12 protein-coding genes are annotated in these 17,926 nt (G+C 43.8%); 6 read left to right on the top strand and 6 right to left on the bottom strand.

The genetic code is table 11. The annotated features are described in order from the left end of the window. Positions 1-254: 254 nt before the first annotated feature. From ltaE to GWP43_RS07005, 4 genes are read left to right on the top strand one after another with little or no spacing between them, the layout of a single operon-like run. Positions 255-1,289, top strand: coding sequence for a low-specificity L-threonine aldolase (gene ltaE, locus GWP43_RS07020; RefSeq protein ID WP_162663571.1), 1,035 nt, complete (start codon positions 255-257; stop codon positions 1,287-1,289). After that, a complete protein-coding gene (locus GWP43_RS07015; RefSeq protein WP_162663570.1) occupies positions 1,290-2,258 on the top strand; it encodes a cation diffusion facilitator family transporter in 969 nt (322 codons plus the stop codon). Next, positions 2,258-3,046 (top strand): hypothetical protein, encoded by a 789-nt coding sequence (locus GWP43_RS07010; protein ID WP_162663569.1) that lies wholly within the window; start codon positions 2,258-2,260, stop codon positions 3,044-3,046. The genes GWP43_RS07015 and GWP43_RS07010 overlap by 1 nt, the downstream gene beginning before the upstream one ends. Then, a complete protein-coding gene (locus tag GWP43_RS07005) occupies positions 3,021-3,860 on the top strand; it encodes a hypothetical protein (protein WP_162663568.1) in 840 nt (279 codons plus the stop codon). Before GWP43_RS07010 ends, GWP43_RS07005 begins: the two co-directional genes overlap by 26 nt. A 168-nt stretch (positions 3,861-4,028) precedes the next feature. Here GWP43_RS07005 and GWP43_RS07000 read toward each other — a convergent pair whose 3' ends face one another. The 6 genes from GWP43_RS07000 to GWP43_RS06975 form a co-directional block, all read right to left on the bottom strand. Then, positions 4,029-4,910, bottom strand: coding sequence for an Rpn family recombination-promoting nuclease/putative transposase (locus GWP43_RS07000; protein ID WP_162663567.1), 882 nt, complete (start codon positions 4,908-4,910; stop codon positions 4,029-4,031). A 202-nt stretch (positions 4,911-5,112) separates the two neighbouring features. After that, positions 5,113-9,213: a hypothetical protein gene (locus GWP43_RS06995; protein ID WP_162663566.1), complete on the bottom strand. Its 4,101-nt coding sequence runs from the start codon at positions 9,211-9,213 to the stop codon at positions 5,113-5,115. A gap of 51 nt (positions 9,214-9,264) precedes the next feature. Beyond that, a complete protein-coding gene (locus GWP43_RS06990; protein ID WP_162663565.1) occupies positions 9,265-10,536 on the bottom strand; it encodes an OmpA family protein in 1,272 nt (423 codons plus the stop codon). Between the two features lie 402 nt (positions 10,537-10,938). Continuing rightward, complete coding sequence (locus GWP43_RS06985) at positions 10,939-11,478, bottom strand: ATP-binding protein (RefSeq protein WP_162663564.1); 540 nt, start codon at positions 11,476-11,478, stop codon at positions 10,939-10,941. Positions 11,479-11,492: 14 nt separating this feature from the next. Next, entirely contained in the window at positions 11,493-11,837 is a 345-nt protein-coding gene (locus tag GWP43_RS06980) for an STAS domain-containing protein (RefSeq protein ID WP_162663563.1), read from the bottom strand. An 18-nt stretch (positions 11,838-11,855) separates the two neighbouring features. Then, entirely contained in the window at positions 11,856-13,373 is a 1,518-nt protein-coding gene (locus GWP43_RS06975; RefSeq protein WP_230978134.1) for a PP2C family protein-serine/threonine phosphatase, read from the bottom strand. 368 nt (positions 13,374-13,741) lie between these two features. Between GWP43_RS06975 and ftsH the strand changes: the two genes are divergently transcribed. Together ftsH and GWP43_RS06965 are read left to right on the top strand one after the other, a co-directional pair. Beyond that, positions 13,742-15,835 (top strand): ATP-dependent zinc metalloprotease FtsH, encoded by a 2,094-nt coding sequence (gene ftsH, locus GWP43_RS06970; RefSeq protein WP_414162722.1) that lies wholly within the window; start codon positions 13,742-13,744, stop codon positions 15,833-15,835. A 149-nt stretch (positions 15,836-15,984) separates the two neighbouring features. Further along, positions 15,985-17,925 carry an alpha-amylase/4-alpha-glucanotransferase domain-containing protein gene (locus GWP43_RS06965; protein WP_162663561.1) on the top strand — a complete coding sequence of 647 codons (1,941 nt, stop codon included), beginning with the start codon at positions 15,985-15,987 and terminating at the stop codon, positions 17,923-17,925. Position 17,926: the final 1 nt, after the last annotated feature.

Below are 17,926 nucleotides of genomic sequence, written 5' to 3'. Positions count from 1 at the left end.
TGTTCCCTGCAACCTATAATATATGCTTCAGCGTCTGTCTTTCAAGCGGGAATACTCGACCTATTCGATAACTGCGTTTTCGAATAGGTCGACGAGTTCTAAATCGTACAAATAGCACGATTTAGAACATCGCATTTCAAGGTAACCTGTTCCGAAACGGAAGTTTCCGAACAGGTTTACTTTTAACAAAATATCTTTGAATATTGAAAGCGTCTGTATTGCATCGGAAGGGGTTATGAGATACACTTGAATATATGAACTACATTGATTTGCGTAGCGATACCGTTACGTGGCCGACGGATGCGATGCGGGAAGCTATGGCGAAAGCTCCGGTCGGTGATGACGTGTATGAAGATGATCCTACCGTTAAGGAGCTGGAACAATATGCGGCGAGTATTACCGCAAAAGAAGCGGCGCTTTTTGTGCCTTCCGGCGTATTCGGAAATCAGTTGGCGCTTTTCACGCATTGTCCGCGCGGCAGTGAGGTCATTTTAGACGACCAATGCCATATCGTGCAGCACGAAAGCGGCGCTGCAAGCATTATCGCGGGCGTTCAGCTGCGGACTATCGATGCGCAGGGTTCTATCCTTTTGCCGGGAGCAATCGAACCGCGGGTACGCATCGGCGATGATATTCATGAACCTTCGACAAGCCTTATCTGCTTGGAAAATGCTCATTCAAACGGAAAGGTGTTTTCGGTAGAGCAGATGGAACAGGTGAGGCGATGCGCAAATCGTCATCATATTCCCATTCATCTTGACGGCGCACGCCTTTTTAACGCGGCGGTTTCTTTAGGCATTGAAGCGAAAGAACTGACGCGGCATGTGGATTCGGTTATGTTCTGCCTTTCCAAAGGCTTATGTGCACCGGTCGGCTCTATTTTAGCGGGAAGCCGCAAATTTATCGATCAAGCTCGCCGGAATCGCAAAATTATGGGCGGTGGCTTGCGTCAGGCAGGTATCCTTGCCGCTGCGGGCTTAATCGCCTTAAAAGAGATGCGGTACCGCCTCGATACCGACCATCAACATGCGGGGATGCTGGAAAAGCTCTTAAACGATATCGATAAAATAGAGATTGCGCATGACCGCAGAGATATTAACTTTGTGTTTTTCCAAAATAAAGAAGATACAAAACTGGATACCGAAGCCTTTGTCGAATATATGCATGAAAAAAATATTTTAATCAATCCGTGCGACCGCGACGGCTATTTCCGATTGACAACGCACTATTGGATTACAAAAGAACATATTCAATATATTGCCGACACAATGAAAGAGTTTTACGCCTAAATGCAACCGACCGATCAAAATACGCTTACACAAGATACACGTACCAAGATTGTGCGTACCGCCTCTTTTATCGCGCTCGGTGGTAATCTATTCCTCTGCATACTAAAACTCGCCGTCGGGCTTATGACCGGCAGTCTTGCCGTTTTAGGAGACGGTATCGATACTGCAACTGATGTCGGTATCGCCGTGATGGCCGTACTTGTCAGCTTTATCATCAATAAACCGTCGGACTCTCGCTATCCGTGGGGACGGCAGCGTGCCGAAACCATCGCTTCTATGGTACTGGCATTCATCATTATGTTTGCCGGTATCCAGCTCTTTACCGCCTCAATCAATAAACTGATACAGGTTTATAGGGGGGAGCTGCTTCCGATGCCGCAACGCATTGCGATAATCGTAACAGCGGTATCTATTGCCGGCAAGCTCTTACTTGCGCTCAACCAATACCTCCTCGGCAAAAAAGCGCAAAGTTTAATGATACTTGCTAACGCGCGCAATATGGTAAACGACATCGTCATTTCATCATCGGTACTCATCGGGTTTATCATCTCTCTGCTATTCCACGCGCCGTATTTTGATCCGCTTGTCGCATTGCTTGTTTCGTGCCTCATTATTAAATCGGCTATTACGCTCTTTATCGAACTCAATGTAGAATTGATGGACGGGAATACCAATAAGCAGCTTTACGAACGACTTTTTAGCGCTGTAGCCACCATCCCGGAAGTTAAAAATCCGCACCGAGCGCGGATACGCAAAATGGCAAACCTTTGGGATATCGATTTGGATATTGAGGTAGACGGATCGATGCCGGTAAGCGAAGCGCACGGTATTGCAGAAAAGACTTCACTTGTTATTCGCAATGCACTTGGAAATGTCTATGATATTGTGATCCATATTGAGCCGTATAATTCCGACAGGGAAGGGGAGTGCTATGGGGTATCGGCGGAAGATGTAGGGAGTATAGAATAGTGCGGAAAAAATGGTGCGCAGCTTTTTTTATATTAGTTCTGTTGCCGCTTTGCTCGGAGTCCCTCAGGGATCAAAATAAAACGTATTTTGATTCTATTCAATGGGAAGAACTGAACGATTTGGCCATTCCGTCCCTTCCCGAACCGTATACCATTGAAAGCAATCGTCCTATTCCGTATGCGGATACCATCGATGACGGCGCTATTTTACCCTCATTACCGCAGCTTGGTATATTGGATTATCAGAATATCCCCGAAGATTTGCTTGGCTTTTGCGATACGGTCGCTGCTGCAATGGTCGCAAAATCGATTGACAGCGCTTTATTCAGTACACAGAAACCTTTTTTACCGCATCTCGGGCGTTTTATGTTTGAACATTTTCCCGATTTTTCCTATGCTTTTTACGGACGCCCGTCATTTAAGCAGGACGGTAGTGCGATAATACTGATGCGACTTACTGTAAAACAGGCTGCGCCGGAAGTCTCAAATAAAAATCAAGATACAGCTATACAGCAAGATACGGTTGTGCAGAATGGGGAGACGGAACCGGCAGCTTTTCCTATCGAAAGTACCAAAAGTATTGAAAATACCGAAGGTACTAAAGCTATCGAGGAAGACGTCAAAGATCAGCCGGAAAATATCGCTGATGTTCCGAACCTTTTTGCCGACGATGAACAGCCGCTTTTTATTATGATGGAACTCGGCGCAGTAAAAGAAGAAACTGTATGGAAAATTTCTTATATTGATTTTAAGGGGGCAGAATATGCAGATTCCGCTCTCACGGATTGAATATAGCTATGTTTTTGAAACATTTTTGCAGGAATTGCCTCCGCTTCTTTTGCAATCGGGGGCACTTTTTTATATGTTGCCGTCCGGCGCCTATACGATAAAGAACAGTAGGCTTTATTTTCAATCGCTTCCCGAATTTATCGGAAAAAAAATAGCCGTTTTTTTTGATCATAAAAAACGAAGTATTGTCTTTTATACGGCTATTTATGCCGATGACGGTAGCTGTTTTTTTACTTTACCCGATAGCGCATATAAATACGATCCCGATGAACAGCAAAAGAACAATGTTTTTGCGGAAATTCATATACCGGAGAATCCTCCAATCACTGCACAGGAACACGAGTATTTCCCGCTCGATTCGATTATCCATACCGATCTGTATCTCCCGGCTTTTACAGATTTTTTGCCGTCAGCCTATCAGACAGCCGCACAATTTACGGCGGAAAAACCGGTAACGCAAAATCTTTTTCCGCTTTTTTTGTACCGCCTACATGAGTTTGAACAACAAACATTTATGATGTTTAACCCCTACACATCCGGCGGACTGTATATGTTGTTTGTGGACAGTAAAATACTCATCTGTGGCTGCAGAGATCGTTATGCCGTTTCGATCGGAAAACGGCAATCGCTTCGGTTCGTTCTGCATTTTCCTCATCGTGTCATTCATAGCACCGGCCGCAGCTTATTTTCTCATTTTCTACCCAAGAGCAACTGCGCTGTCCTCGGTTTTGTGTTTGAAAATCTTTTTGAAGAAGATAAACGTTTTTTATATGAGCGGGTATACCATGAGAAATACAGTCCCTCGGCCTTTTGAAATAGACGGTGCATCTGCGTTGTCGCTTCACAAAAAACAGTCCTCGACGTACAGTAAGTACGCCTGCGGGTGTTTTTTGTACGCTCCTAGCATCTGCATCGTCTATTTCAAAAGGCTTACGGAAAGCCGTATTTTACCGTATGTGCCGCTACTGAAAATCCTCAACGGTTACACCCTTACAAGCAAGCCTTCTACTTCTTCTTTGGTGAGGCCGGTCATCAGACAAATTTCAGACTCCGGATAATCGCGTTGCAGCATCAGCCGTGCCGTTTCAAACGCTTTTTGGCGGGAACCGCGTGCTTCGCCTTCAGCAAGTCCCATGTCAAAACTTTCCTCACGCTGAACTGCTATATCCGTATCATAATCGTATTCACCGATTAACATATTCAGTACCTCCTTCGATTTTCTTTGTAAATATTCCCTCAAAATATCGTTTTGTATACATTCTTTTATGGCGGTTTCAAACCCGTGTTCTCTATCGATTGCAATATGATGGCGTACCGCATCAACAAATTGGCTATATTGTTTCAACGGTTCACAACGCTTTATTATTACATTATCTTTATCGTAATTAATATTAACTACTTTTACGGATAATTCAAGGGTATATTCAGCCTTATATTTATTAACAAAAGAATCGGATAGCTTTAATACAGAGTTGCCACTGTAAGCTTCTTTTCCATTATAAAAGACATAAAATTCAGGCGTTGGAGTGACTAACTGTTTGCGGCTATACTTTTCTTTTGATTCATATAATTGCTCATAGAGACGCGCGATATATTCAAGGCATCTGATCGGCATATTAAGATTTACTGTAGATTGATGCTCTGCTAATACAATGAGCTTATTATCAATAAGATACGATACATCATTGGCAAAAGACATATACATCACCTGTTTGAGCCGTATATTTTTTAGGATACCGGTAGAACGATAGTCCGTATCATGCAGGGCATTATACAACGCTAAAAAATTGTTTTTTGCATATTTATCTTCACTGAATAGATCGACAAAGACAGAATCTTTATATCGACGGTTGTGTTTCTTCATAGCTATTTACCTCCATAAATATATACCCTATATATATACCACCAACGGCAAAATGGCTAAGAAACTCGGCAGGTTATCATGTTTTTTCTAATATTCTAACTGCAGATATGAAGAACCCACAGAAGCGGCAGGCGGACAGGGGATGTCTTAAAAGTCGGCTGCTTTTTCGACATCCCCGGACCACACCGTAATAGTTTTGCGCTTACTTTTTCCACACCGCTGCCGTGCAGTTGAACGTACTGTTGAGGTGGGTGTCGAAGCACGTGCCTGAACCCACTTGAACAAAGCTCTCGTCAAAGGTGCAGCCCGTCAAGCTGACCGTTCCGCCTACGGCAAGGAAGCTGGGGCGTATTTCGGTAGGACGTTGGTCGTAGTAGGCGTAAAACGGCACTATGTTGCGGAAATCGCAGTCTGTGACGGTTACGCTGTTACGCCCTTGCAGTTCTACGCATCCCAGCTGCAACCAGACAGGCAGTATTTTGTGTACGGAAAGGGTATTCGTCCGTGCCCGGAACCACTCCCCTTGCACATAGATATTGTCTATGTCGATTTTACTGTTCGGCGTCGTTTCATTATTTAACACAACGGAAGAGAAATTAATGGCATTATATGAATAATTCTCCTGTTTTTCCTCATTCCACCGCAACGCGAACGACAGGGCGCCTTTTAACTGTCCCTCCAGCCGGAATGGCTGATACCCGCTGCCGCCTTTTAATGTAATAGAATCGCCTGAAGATACGTACAGGTTTTCCGCCTTAACATCTTTTAGGGTATGGGAGCCGCCGCTTGCAAAAGGCACCGGTTCCAAAAACATCTTCATCCACTGGCCTTCTTTGAATACATACGGAGGGCAGCTGTACTCCCTTTTGATAGTCCGTAAGTCTTCGGTTGTATACCCGCATTTTATTGTTTTTGCCGATACGTTCTCTATGTCCGTATGTACCGGTACGGCTTCCATAATGGCCTTAAAGTCCTTTGCATTGCAGGAAACATCGATGGTATCCTTGCAGTTACAATTCTTTATTGTTACCGAACAGGCAGGGAGCTGTAAGGACTTTATCGTGTCCACCCTATTCCCGGAGTAGCTAAGCCGTTCGGTTATTACCTTGCCGCCATTTTTTACATACAGAGAGGCTATGGTTACAGCAGTAATATCGACGCTTTTTAATTTCAGCACTTCGCTGCTGTCGTTCTTAATCGATATATCGCCGAGGTCGCAGTTTTTCATCTTAATGGAAGCGGAAGCGGCAGGATACAGCTCCATGTTGTAGTATCCGGGTAGGTTGTAAAGACTGATAACATCAAAATTATGGTACTCACCGTATATTTTCGAATTGCTAACGTCAATGTCTTTTGCATAAATTATGCTCCAGCAGCGGCTGTTTTTGATAACTACTTTTTGCGCCGGTGCAACACCGTTGCCGTTATTAATGTAAAGGTCATCGCCGCTGTAATTATCGACGGTAGCGGTATCGCATCTTATGGACAAGTCCTCGCTGCCGGTGTTTACATTTTGTACCGTAACGGTATCGCATTGCGGCAGGGAACATTTGCTGTTAGCATCTACATCCTTTACCGTAACCGATGCAAACCGTTGTCCGGAGCTAATAAAATCCATATTACAGCGGATATTACAGTTCGCGATAACAAGGGCGTTTTCTCCGGCGGTATTCCATTGAATTTCATAAATAGGATACATCGTACCCCAGGGCTTATCAAACACAATACTGTCAAAGGTAAGTATACCGCGGAGTTCTCTGCCAAAAGAAAAAAATCTTACTTCGTTAAATACGGTCTTATTATCCTTGTTCCGCTGGTCGGCTTCGGTTTCAATGCCCAAAAACCCGCCGCGCAGGGTCAGCGTGCGCTTTAGTTCATAGCGTTTGTTATTGAGGGTACAGTCCTTACTCATCCATATTTCTGCGTTTACGCCATCGGGCATTTCGTTCGCCTTTTGTAAGGCGGCTTCAAGGTTTGTAAAGGCGTCTTCCCATGTCGAACCGTTGTGTCTGCCCGTCGCTTTCGGGTCAACATGGATAATGCCGCCCGCTTGCTGTAAGGTTACGCGGTAGGTTTTGGTATAAAGGCCGTTTTCGCTCGTTACCTTGTATTCTATCACCGAGGAAAAATCGCCTGCCGTTTCTCCGCTGGTTTGTTCAATATTGTCAACCGTTACCCGCCCCCTTGCGGTAAAGCGAGGTATAAGATTGGTAACATCCGCTCCGCGCGGCAAAAGTGCATAAACGGTGCCCGAATGTGCACTGATAGAGGCTGTTACATCCTGCGTCAGCGAAGGATTATCCTGCATCAACAGCTTAAACTCAGTCAATTCGCAGCCAGAATCTGCCGAATATTCAAAGTTTACTATTACCTGATATACCGTATATACGGAAGGGTCATCTGTTGCCGTTACTTTATAGTACACGGGGTATTCAAAGTCCTGTACACTGGAACCGCCGGTCTGTGTAAGAGAGTCTACCGTTACCTCTCCGGTTGCGGAAAATTCAGGGATCAGTTTTTTAGGTTTTTGTCCGGCATAGCAGGCAGTAATATGTACGGTGCGTGCCGTTTGGTCAATTCTGCCTTCGCAATCTTTGGTAAGAGGGTTGATGCCCGCAGGAAAGCGGAAAGTTTTTAAAACCGACAGGGAAGGCTCTGCATAGACGAACCGTATCTTTACGGTATACCGCCTTGTGTACTGTCCGTCGCGGGAGGTACAGACATAGGTAAGTGTTTTTCTAAAATCTTGTGCGGTACTGCCCGATGTCTGCACGGCCCCGTCTACTCTTACCGTACCGGGAGTAATAAAGGTAGGGATAAGGCTTTCGGGTTTTGCGCTTCCCGTGTAGAGCACCGTTGCGGTGATTGTCCCTTCGTGGCCGTCGTTTGCAATAGCCGCCATCGAAAGCGTTTTCAGCTCGCTATTTTTGTCTTTGGTAAAGCGGAAGTCGGTAATGCTGCGCGAGGTGTCGGGGTCTTCTTTAAACGAGATAAATAGGCGATACTCCGTTTGCTCCGTTCCGAAGGTGATGATAATCTTTGCTTCGGCTGTACCGAGGTGATACTGTGCTCCTGACGGGTTTTCGGGTCTAAAGCGTATTTTATCGTTCGTCGCATACCGTCTGCCCCTATATTTTATTTCTACTTCGTCTCCGGCATAAGCAACATCGCAATACAGCGAAAAAGCGTCATAGCCGGTATTTGAGTATTCAACCGGATAAAAAAGCTCTGCCGTTACGGTTTTTGCCGCATGGTCTATACGAACCGTTCCGTCTTTTACCAGACCGGGGTTTTTCACCTTTGAAAAACCGAAGTTTTTCAGCGCCGCTCCCGTTACCGTCTGCTTGCAGGTTGCCGTGTACAGCTTTACATCCTTATCATTACCCAGTACGGCAAACTGCACGGGGTTGGTAAAATCAATCGGTTTATTAAGCGGAACGATTACACTCGAAAGGTTAACCGGCGCAAAAAGAGCGCGTAAATACGCTTCTTTATTCGGCGCAGTAATGTAACCGGATAATACGCTCAACGGATCCATCCCTAAGCTCTGCAAAAGCGGCACAAGGTAGGACTCGGTAAGCGGTATCAAAACAGCGTGCGGAGAAACGGTTGCCGTTACGGTCAGCGCGCGTACTTCCGTTCCCGCCGTTACTTCAAAATCCACCGTGTTTTCTCCGATAACGCTTTCGCCTATCTGCGGCTCCCCAACCGTAAACGAAAGAATATTTTTTTCTGCATTAACGCCCGGCGGCAGGGTACCGGTAGCGGGATCGGTGCCATCGTCATAGAGGACTTTTACGGTATACAGTTCTATCTTCCCCTGTCCGCCGATAACGGCAAAAGGCACGGGGCTTAAAAAGTTAATAGGAAAAATCAGCTCCGGAATGGTAAAGTTGGGATTTTCCGCATACATTTCGAAAAACCACTTGTTTATCGCTTCGATGTTTTCAAAGCTGCCGATGGCAGAGCCGATTTTCAGTACATCGGTTGCGGGAAAGGCTTCCTGTAAGTAGCGCAGCGTTACCGGAAACAGCGTCGCCTGTGCAGATACAACCGATTCGGGCAAAAGGCGCGTTACATCGGTTCCTTTCGGAACCGTTACGGTAACGCTATGATCACGAATAGCAGTGTTTGTACTGCACACAAATCGTTCGACGTTTTTTAAATCAAAACTGATAAGTTTTTGTTCGTTCGAAGGAATAAGATCGCCTATCAGCTTATTACATGAAAGACATACCGTTACCGGCAGCAGCGCGGCACATAAAAGCCCATATAAACGCATACTACTTTTCATCGTTCTCACCTTTTTTCTCCTTTATCTATCGGTTCTATTGATACGGTGGCTTCTAAAAGCTCATTGAACATTCGGAATCGCCCAACTGTTTGCTCCTTCATCGGGATTGCTTTGTATTCTGACAAACCGTATTTTTGCGTACCGATATTGGATGTAATATTCGTCTGCTCCGCTACGGCTATCCCTTTGCAAGTTTTTATCTTTCGGTTCGTTATAGATAATACGGTCATGCGTGATACCGCATTTTTGTGTGAGGTACTCGGCAACCGACCTGATGCGCGCTGTTTCAATCTGCAGCCTTTCGTCTTGCGATCCGAACGGCGCTGCAGAGCTTTCAAACAGGATGAAAAGGTCTTCATTTTCTTTTAAGATTGCCGCAGCCTTTTTAATGTCCCCTTTGGCGTTTACGTCGAGCACGGCGCTTTCAGGTTCAAAATACACATAGATACTCTTGAACTGTGCAAGCGGCTTTGTTTCAGGTATCTTAGCGTCCTCTTTCCCTTCAGGCGCCGTCGGCACTTTCTCTACCGCCAACGATGCTTCCTGTTTTGTTTCAATCGATGTTTTAAGGCTTTCTATCCTATCGGCACATGCTTGTGCCTGGTACTCTGCTGTCCGCTTTTTTCTCGTGTAAGCATAAACAGCGCCGGGATACACTCTCATTGTAAGTTGAAAAGAAGGAAGTGGAATAACACGGGACTGCTCCATCATAAGGTCTGTAGAAACTTGAGCTTTCACTTCGATGCTGCGTTCCAGTATTGCCGCTCCGACCGTTACGCCGGTTGTGAGCACTGCTTCCGCTCCCGATTGTGTATTCAGTTTATCGGCTAATAGATCAAGCGCCGTCCGATAATGGCGAATACGCAGTACCTCTGCCCCTATTCCGGCAAACACGCCGAGCGAAAGATACCGTATCGGGAAGTATTCATAGGCGGCATTGACGGTTATCGGAAAAGCGTCAAAACTGCGTACCAGCGGATTCGTCCCGAGGATAACGCTGTGTCCGGTTTCCAGATACACCGGCATGGTGTGTTTGCCGGAGCGGAAAAACGTATAGCCGAGCGCCGCCCTATAACCGGGCTTTGCTTGTGTGTATTCTTTTAAAAGGGAAACGGGGATAAAGGTTTGAAAGCCGCCCGAAACAAAGAAATTCGTATACCAACGCCCTGAAATATCCGAACTATCAGCTGCGGTCGTCTCGGCAACTTGAGCGGAGCCTTGTACGGCGCTTTGCGATTCTTGCGCAACCGGCACGCTTTGCTCGCCTTGTGTGTTTTGTACATCTTGCGCTGCACCGGTTTCGATGCGCTTATCGTTTACGGCATCGCTCATTTGCGCTGCAAGCGGCATACAAAATATAAAAAGAAATATGAAAACACCTACATGAATCAGAGAAAGTCCGTTCCGGCTATTGCGTATAAGGTGTGTCCTTTTATCAGGTAAGAAGAAGGTAAACGGTATGGGTGAATTATTAATTATCCATTTATCATTATTAATTTTCTTGGGGTATTATAGAAGAAAGTGTTAATTTGAGCTGGTATGTCTGCTGTTTAACCGAACCGTTGTATGAATAAAACGGCACTGCAATCCCATGTATTATATCTTTTATTAACATAGATTTAGGATAGCATAGAATTTATGTGCCGTCAATCTTTTGTTTGTTAGAAAAAGGGAATGTCTCAAAAGTTGGTTACTTTTTCGACATCCCCGCGAGTTTAAAATTAAGTCTTTATACTATTCTATTGCAATACCGTGGCGTTTTTTAGGGTATTGCTTCAGCATCGCGATCGAGTTACGCTTATCGCCGAATACAAAACCGCCATTCCAATACTCCAGTGCTGCAAACAACGCGTTTCCGCCGTCATTATCATCGCTCTGAGCCGTTCTAAAAGAAACATAATCACCAAGATTGGTAAAATCCTGCTTATGGAGGCATTCAAGCCGTTTCCGGTTAAATTCATTCCATTTCTCTATATCTTTGAAGCCGGAGCCTTCATCTTCGACGATGAGGTGTGCGTGTTCGGGGCTGAATTCATACCATACCTTTACTTTCTTTTTAGGATCACATTTATTTCCATGCTTTACAGCATTTTTGATGATCTCACTGATTTGCTGCTCAAGTAGGTTAATTCCTTTGATTTCCAACGGAGCTGACTGAACAATCAAAAGGGTAAAATAGCGAATTTGTCGGAAATCCGAAGGGAATTCTTTATACAGCATACCGGTCTTATCAAATAACGGGTCTTTTCCGTCAACGCGTAATTCTTTGATCATATTGTAACGTTCTCCTATTGACTATCGGCTAATTTTTGTAGAGCCTCTTCCAGGCTATTGGTAATTGGGAAAAAGCCCATCAGTTTTGTTAATTCGATGACTTTCTTTACCGAACCATGAATATTAGTAATGTATAACTTTAAGTTTTTCTTTTTTAAGGTTGAACAGATATAAATCAACGCTCCGATACCGGAAGAATCGATATATTCCACTTCTTCAAGATTGAGTACAATGCATTGAATCTGACGTTCAAGCATCTTTGCAATTAATTCCTTCAGTTTATACGAATTGTATAAATCCATCTCGCCGCTTACATCGATAATGTATACATCCTTATTTTTTCGGATTTTCAGTTCCATACTCTGTCCTCCTTAACTCTATTTTACTTTAATAATCATCACCGTCTGATCATCATGAGGTGCTGTTTTCCCGATAAAAGTCCTTATTTGCTTGTTAATTTTCTCGGTAATTGCCTTTGCAGATAATGAAGCGTTCGCAACCAAAATCTCAGCAAGAGCTTTTAATCCGAACGGTTCTCCACGTCCATTGAGCGTTTCTATAACACCGTCGGTAAATAAAACGGCGATATCTCCTTTTTCAACCGGAATCTTTTTGCAGGTATAAACTGACTTACTATCCACACCGATAGGATCCGATTTTTGTTCAAGCCGGATTAATTTCTTTGTCAAAGCTTTCCACAAGAGAAGAGACTGCGTTCCGGCATTTACATATTCAATGCTTTTCTCTGCAGGAATATACGTCAATAACGATATACTTGCATAGTGGTCAATCGATATTTTCCCGGTAATACCCTTATTTAAAATATCGAGGATATTCTGAGTATTCTGAGCCGTATTGGTGATAAGATAAAGCAATGAGCGAATCATTACCATAACGATACAGGCGTGAATGCTTTTCCCGGCGACATCGGCAATAATACAGAAAAGTCGATCCCTCTGACTCTGGATGATATCATAATAATCACTGCAAACGCCTCGTGCTTGATTAAAAAGTACGGAAAAATTCAAATCGGTAGTATCGATAAGCTTTTTAGGCAGTAATATTTTCTGAATACGACTTGCAATATCGGTTTCATTTTCAATTGTGTTTAATTCCGTCTCGTCTTGCAAATCGTATATCAATTTAAGCGCTGCCGTTGCATAGCTGGCCAATATTTCACCGATCTGTAGGTCTGACTCGGTAAACGGTGCATGATTGGCACTTCTTGACAAAGAAATCAATCCTTCGACCGTATCCCGATATACCATTGGAAGGGTAAGTAATGATCCAGGCATGAGAAACGGCTCTTCTCCATTGATAACAATTCTGCTATCTTCTTGTGCGTGTGGAATTAGGATCGATTGTGCTGAACGGGCTACTTCACCAAAAAATGAATTATTAAGTGGGAACTCCGCATATCTAAAATTAGTAGCAACTTGATCTTGTTGGTGCGGTACATCATCAGGCAACTTATACGGCGGCGGATAAGTTCCACTATACGCCTTAACACTAAGCACGTCTTCAAATTCGCCGATGGTAAGGATAACACCTCCATCCGCAAAGAGCTGTTCGATCATAATTTTATTGATAAAACCGAGGATGCCAGCCGTATCGGTTTGTTGCCGTATCGCTTCGGCAGCTTTTATTAAGAAGGTATTACCGACAGGCAGCAACTCTTTAGCTCTCATAGCGGTTTCATCAGGGCGTTGCGCCTTAATCAGCTCTTCTTGTACCAACTCCATTTGTGTTTTGAGAGCCATATATTCCCGGCGATAGACTGCATCGTTTGACGCAATAACTACTAATAGGATAAAACAGAGGGCACCGAGTGCTAACGAAGCGAACGGGAAGGAAATATATCTGAAAAAGCCGGCTGCTGCTATAGACAAGAGCATAATTACTGCCAATATAATATTATATAACTGTGTCGATTGTATACTTTTTCTATTCTTTATAGCTCTTATTACAAAAAATAAGCTGCATACTATGCTTATAGCAAGGAACACCGTTGCGGCAGAAACCGTTTTCATGGGGGCAATTCTATCATCTATTACCGGTATCGTCAATTATAAAATGTCTACAACCTTCATTATTCTATGAACGTATATTGCAAAAAATTTGATCGGTTGCTATGACTTTTCGAATAGCCGGCTTGTCTATATTGTTTTTTTTGAGTATGTTATGCCTTATAAATAGGGAACCCCACTACCTTCACCGGAGTTTTGAGCGGAATCCTAGAGTAAAAGATGAGGCAATGGCAGTTATGAATCAGAATGATGATAAGAACAAAAAGGATCCGAACGAACAAGATCCCTTTAATTTTTTCAAATTGAGCCCCGAACCGTCCAATAACAATAATAATAAGGATCAAAAGAAACCTCGATTACCTTTTATCGCGATTATTGCGGGCGTGTTTATAATTCTACTGATTGTAAACCAGTTCTTGATGAAGCAAGATGCGAATATTATTCCTTTTTCGGAGTTTAAAGATCGTGTTGCGTCAGGCGAAATCGTTAAAGTCATTATGGGACTGACATATTTTATCGGACAAACGAAAACGCAAGCGAGTAGTGAACAAACACGAAGCAAGTTGCCGTTTTTATCTGCGGATGCAGGAGATGCCTATCAAACGGTCGGAATATATTCGGAATCTTTTTTACAACTGCTGGATGAACACAATGTCATTTATTTAGTACGTCCTAAAGAAAATAACTTTCTCGTTGACTTTTTGGTACAATGGATACTGCCATTCGGTTTTATCTTCCTTCTTTGGCATTTTGTTATGAAGCGCTTTACCTCGAATCTCGGCGGTCTCGGCGGCAGTATTTTTTCCGGCGGGCAGGCTCGGTCGGCGGCCGTTGAGGAAGGAAAAGTTACCACTCGTTTCAGTGATGTCGCGGGTGTTGACGAGGCAAAAGAAGAACTGGTTGAAGTTGTAGACTTTTTAAAATACCCTCAAAAATATACCGAAATAGGCGGTAAGATTCCGCGCGGCGTTTTGTTGGTCGGCCCGGCCGGAACCGGTAAAACCCTGCTTGCACGTGCCGTTGCAGGGGAATCGGGGGTTCCATTCTTTCGGATTAGCGGCTCAGACTTTGTAGAGATGTTTGTCGGTGTCGGTGCCTCCCGTGTACGTGATCTCTTTAAACAAGCGCGGGAAAAAGCTCCCTGTATCATTTTTATCGATGAGCTTGATGCCATCGGTAAGTCCCGTTTAAATTCCATTCATTCAAACGACGAGCGGGAGCAAACGCTCAACCAGCTGCTCGTAGAGATGGACGGATTCGATAATAGTACAGGGCTTATTTTGCTGGCGGCAACTAACCGGCCTGATGTTCTTGACCCTGCGTTGCTTCGTCCCGGACGGTTTGACCGGCAGGTAGCAGTGAACCGCCCCGATATGAAAGGGCGAGAACAGATACTCAAGATACATGCAAAGAATGTTAAACTTGCAAGCGGAATTGATCTTAGTGATACGGCACGGATTACAAGCGGCTTTTCCGGCGCTGATCTTGCAAATGTGATTAACGAGGCGGCTTTGCTCGCAGTACGTGGCGGCCGTAAAGAAGTTGCCGCGGAAGATCTCAATGAGGCAGTAGAAAAGGCTATTGCCGGTTTACAAAAAAAGAGTAGGGTGATTAAAGAAAAAGAACGTCAAATTGTTGCTTACCACGAAACGGGACACGCTATAACCGCTGCTTTTACTGACGGAGCAGATAAGGTACATAAGGTTTCTATTATACCGCGTGGTATCGCAGCACTTGGCTATACCTTGAACATCCCCGAAGAAGATCGTTTCCTGAGTACTGAAAAGGAACTGCTTGCAGAGGTTGACTGTCTCCTTGGCGGACGGGCTGCCGAATTTGTACAGTTTGGGGTTGTCTCAACCGGCGCCTCAAGCGATCTGTCGCGTGCTACTGATATTATCCGCAGTATGATAACCGATTACGGTATGAGTGATCGGTTTAAAAACGTTGCTCTTTCAAAGCGGGGTAGCGGATACGGCGCAGGCGATCCTCAGCTGGTACGTGAATACTCTGAAACTACACAGCAATATATCGATGAAGAAATTGCCCGCGTTATGGAAGAGCGGTATACCGTAGTTGTAAATCGATTAAAAGGAAAAAAGACGCTGCTTGAGTATATTGCTCAGCGTTTGCTTGAAAAAGAAACGATCGATAAACAGGAGTTTGACGATATCATTAAGGCAGAGTCTCAGTTACCGCAACAGCCCATCTCCGAAACATCGAAAATTATACCTATTTCATCAGATATGTCCGGTGAGCAAGAGCAACTTTATAAAGCGGGCATGTCTAGTGCTGCTGATAGCTCGGATTCATCCACTCCTCAGCAATAATCAGTGACATTCAAAATACTTATCGTGTATCTCTAAAAGCTCATCGAGTTTTTAGAGATACCAATATCTAAAAATGTAACGGAATTTTATACTTCCATAATTACTGAAAATAGTATACAATAACTATTGTTTTAGTAAGGATGATTCCCGTGGATACCTCAAAAAAAAATGTGCATTTATGCTTTTGTGTACAGCTCTCTATCTCCTATTTACAGCAAATTGATAAAAATGATAATGCTTCGCTGTATAAAACTTTTTTTTCCGGTATTCAAGCTGAGGAAAAGCTGCCTCTGACAATTTTTGCAACGGGTAGCTTTTTAGAATGGCAAAAAGGAAAGCGTCAAGCCTATACGATGTTGCTCAACAGTATGCTTTCCCGTAAACAAATTGAGCTTCTGGGCGGCGGGTATTATCAGCCTTATCTGTCTTTATTACCCGCTTCCGATGTCATCGGTCAAATTGAAATGATGACTGCTGCTATCCGTACCCATTTCGGAAAACGGCCTCGAGGTCTTTTTTTAACCGCTTCCGCATGGACACCGTCATTAATTACTCCGTTTATTCGGTGCGGTATGGAATATTGTCTTCTCGATTATCGTCTGTTTCCTCAAAATAGAGAACAGAATAGTCAAAATACTTATTTTTCTCCTACAATTGTTGAAGATAAAGGAAAAACAATAACCGTATTTCCGTATATTCCCGATGATCCTGATTTCATAAACCGTACACCGCAAGAATTTTATGATAAATTAGCGGCTACAGCCTCCTCTACCGACGAATCTATGTATCTCCTTTTCCTACCGGTTAAAGCCTATATAAAATGCCTTGAAAAAAATAAAGACGGGCTAAACTGGTTTTCTTCCTTTGTGGAGCTGTGTAATCAACCTGAATCGGTCATACGGCTTACCCATACGGCTGAATTGATGAAACGGCGGCAACCTCACCCACCCATGTACATTGCGCCAAATACGATTCTCTGTGATACCCCGACAGGACATGCAACAAAACACGCCATTACGATACAGCGTGATGCCTTTAAAATTTATTCCAAAATGATGTATGTGAATATGTTGGCAAACGGTATGAAAGGCGATAAGGCGCGTAAAAAATATGCCTTACAAGAACTATGGAAAGCGCAAAATGCAGAGCTTTTCGCGCTGGAACCTTGTATTTCCGAATACCATAACGAATTACGCCGAATTGCCTACCGAAAACTGCTTGTTGCCGAAAAGCAAACGCGGCTTCCGGGCATATTTACCGAAGGTCTCACCCGCTATGATATCGATATGGACGGTTTTAAAGAAGTCCTATCGCAACGTTCTCCTCTAAATATGTATGTGCATCATCACGGCGGAAAGATTTTTGAATGTGACGTGTTTTCAGCCTATAAAAACTATTCCGATATGCCGTTGGAGCATTCAGGGATGTTTATCGACTACCTTTTATCGGAAGCAGCTTTACAGCGTCTCAAAAACGGACAACTCGAAGCGCTTACAGCTGTGTTTTCCGATAATACATATCAGGAAACCGAAATTAATACAATCCGTTCTGAGCTGAAGCTGTCTACTGCAAGTTTATTTGATGCCGGCATTGAACAGCCGGTTTCACTGCGTAAGCAATATACTTTTTTTTCCGAAGGAACGCAGGTTCAATACATTTTAAAGAACGATAGCCCTTTTAATCTTTCCGCTTATTTTATTGTTGAAATCGATATTGCATTAGAAGAAACTGATTCCGTCATGCCTTCCCTATCACTGTATGATTGCGAAGAAAACCAAAAAAAAGAGCGCAGTATCACTACCGATGTATTTAATAAGGTTTCATGGATACAGCTCGAAGACCCCGAAGGAAAGATTCAGTTTACAATGGAAGCAAATGAGGTGCCGGGTCTCATTGTTATTCCCGTTTACGGCATCTGCAAAAGGGAGACGGAAGCCGTTGAACAGATGATACGTGGCGTACGGATGTTTTTTTATTGGAAAACCGATTTAAATCCGAATTACGAAACTGAAAAAATGCTCTTTTTAAAAATAAAAAATAGAAAAATATCGCGAACGACACCCACTGCAACAGCGGTACGCGCCGATTAAA

Source organism: Treponema vincentii (assembly GCF_010365865.1).
Lineage (GTDB): Bacteria > Spirochaetota > Spirochaetia > Treponematales > Treponemataceae > Treponema.
This window is presented reverse-complemented; position numbering and strand designations above follow the sequence as displayed.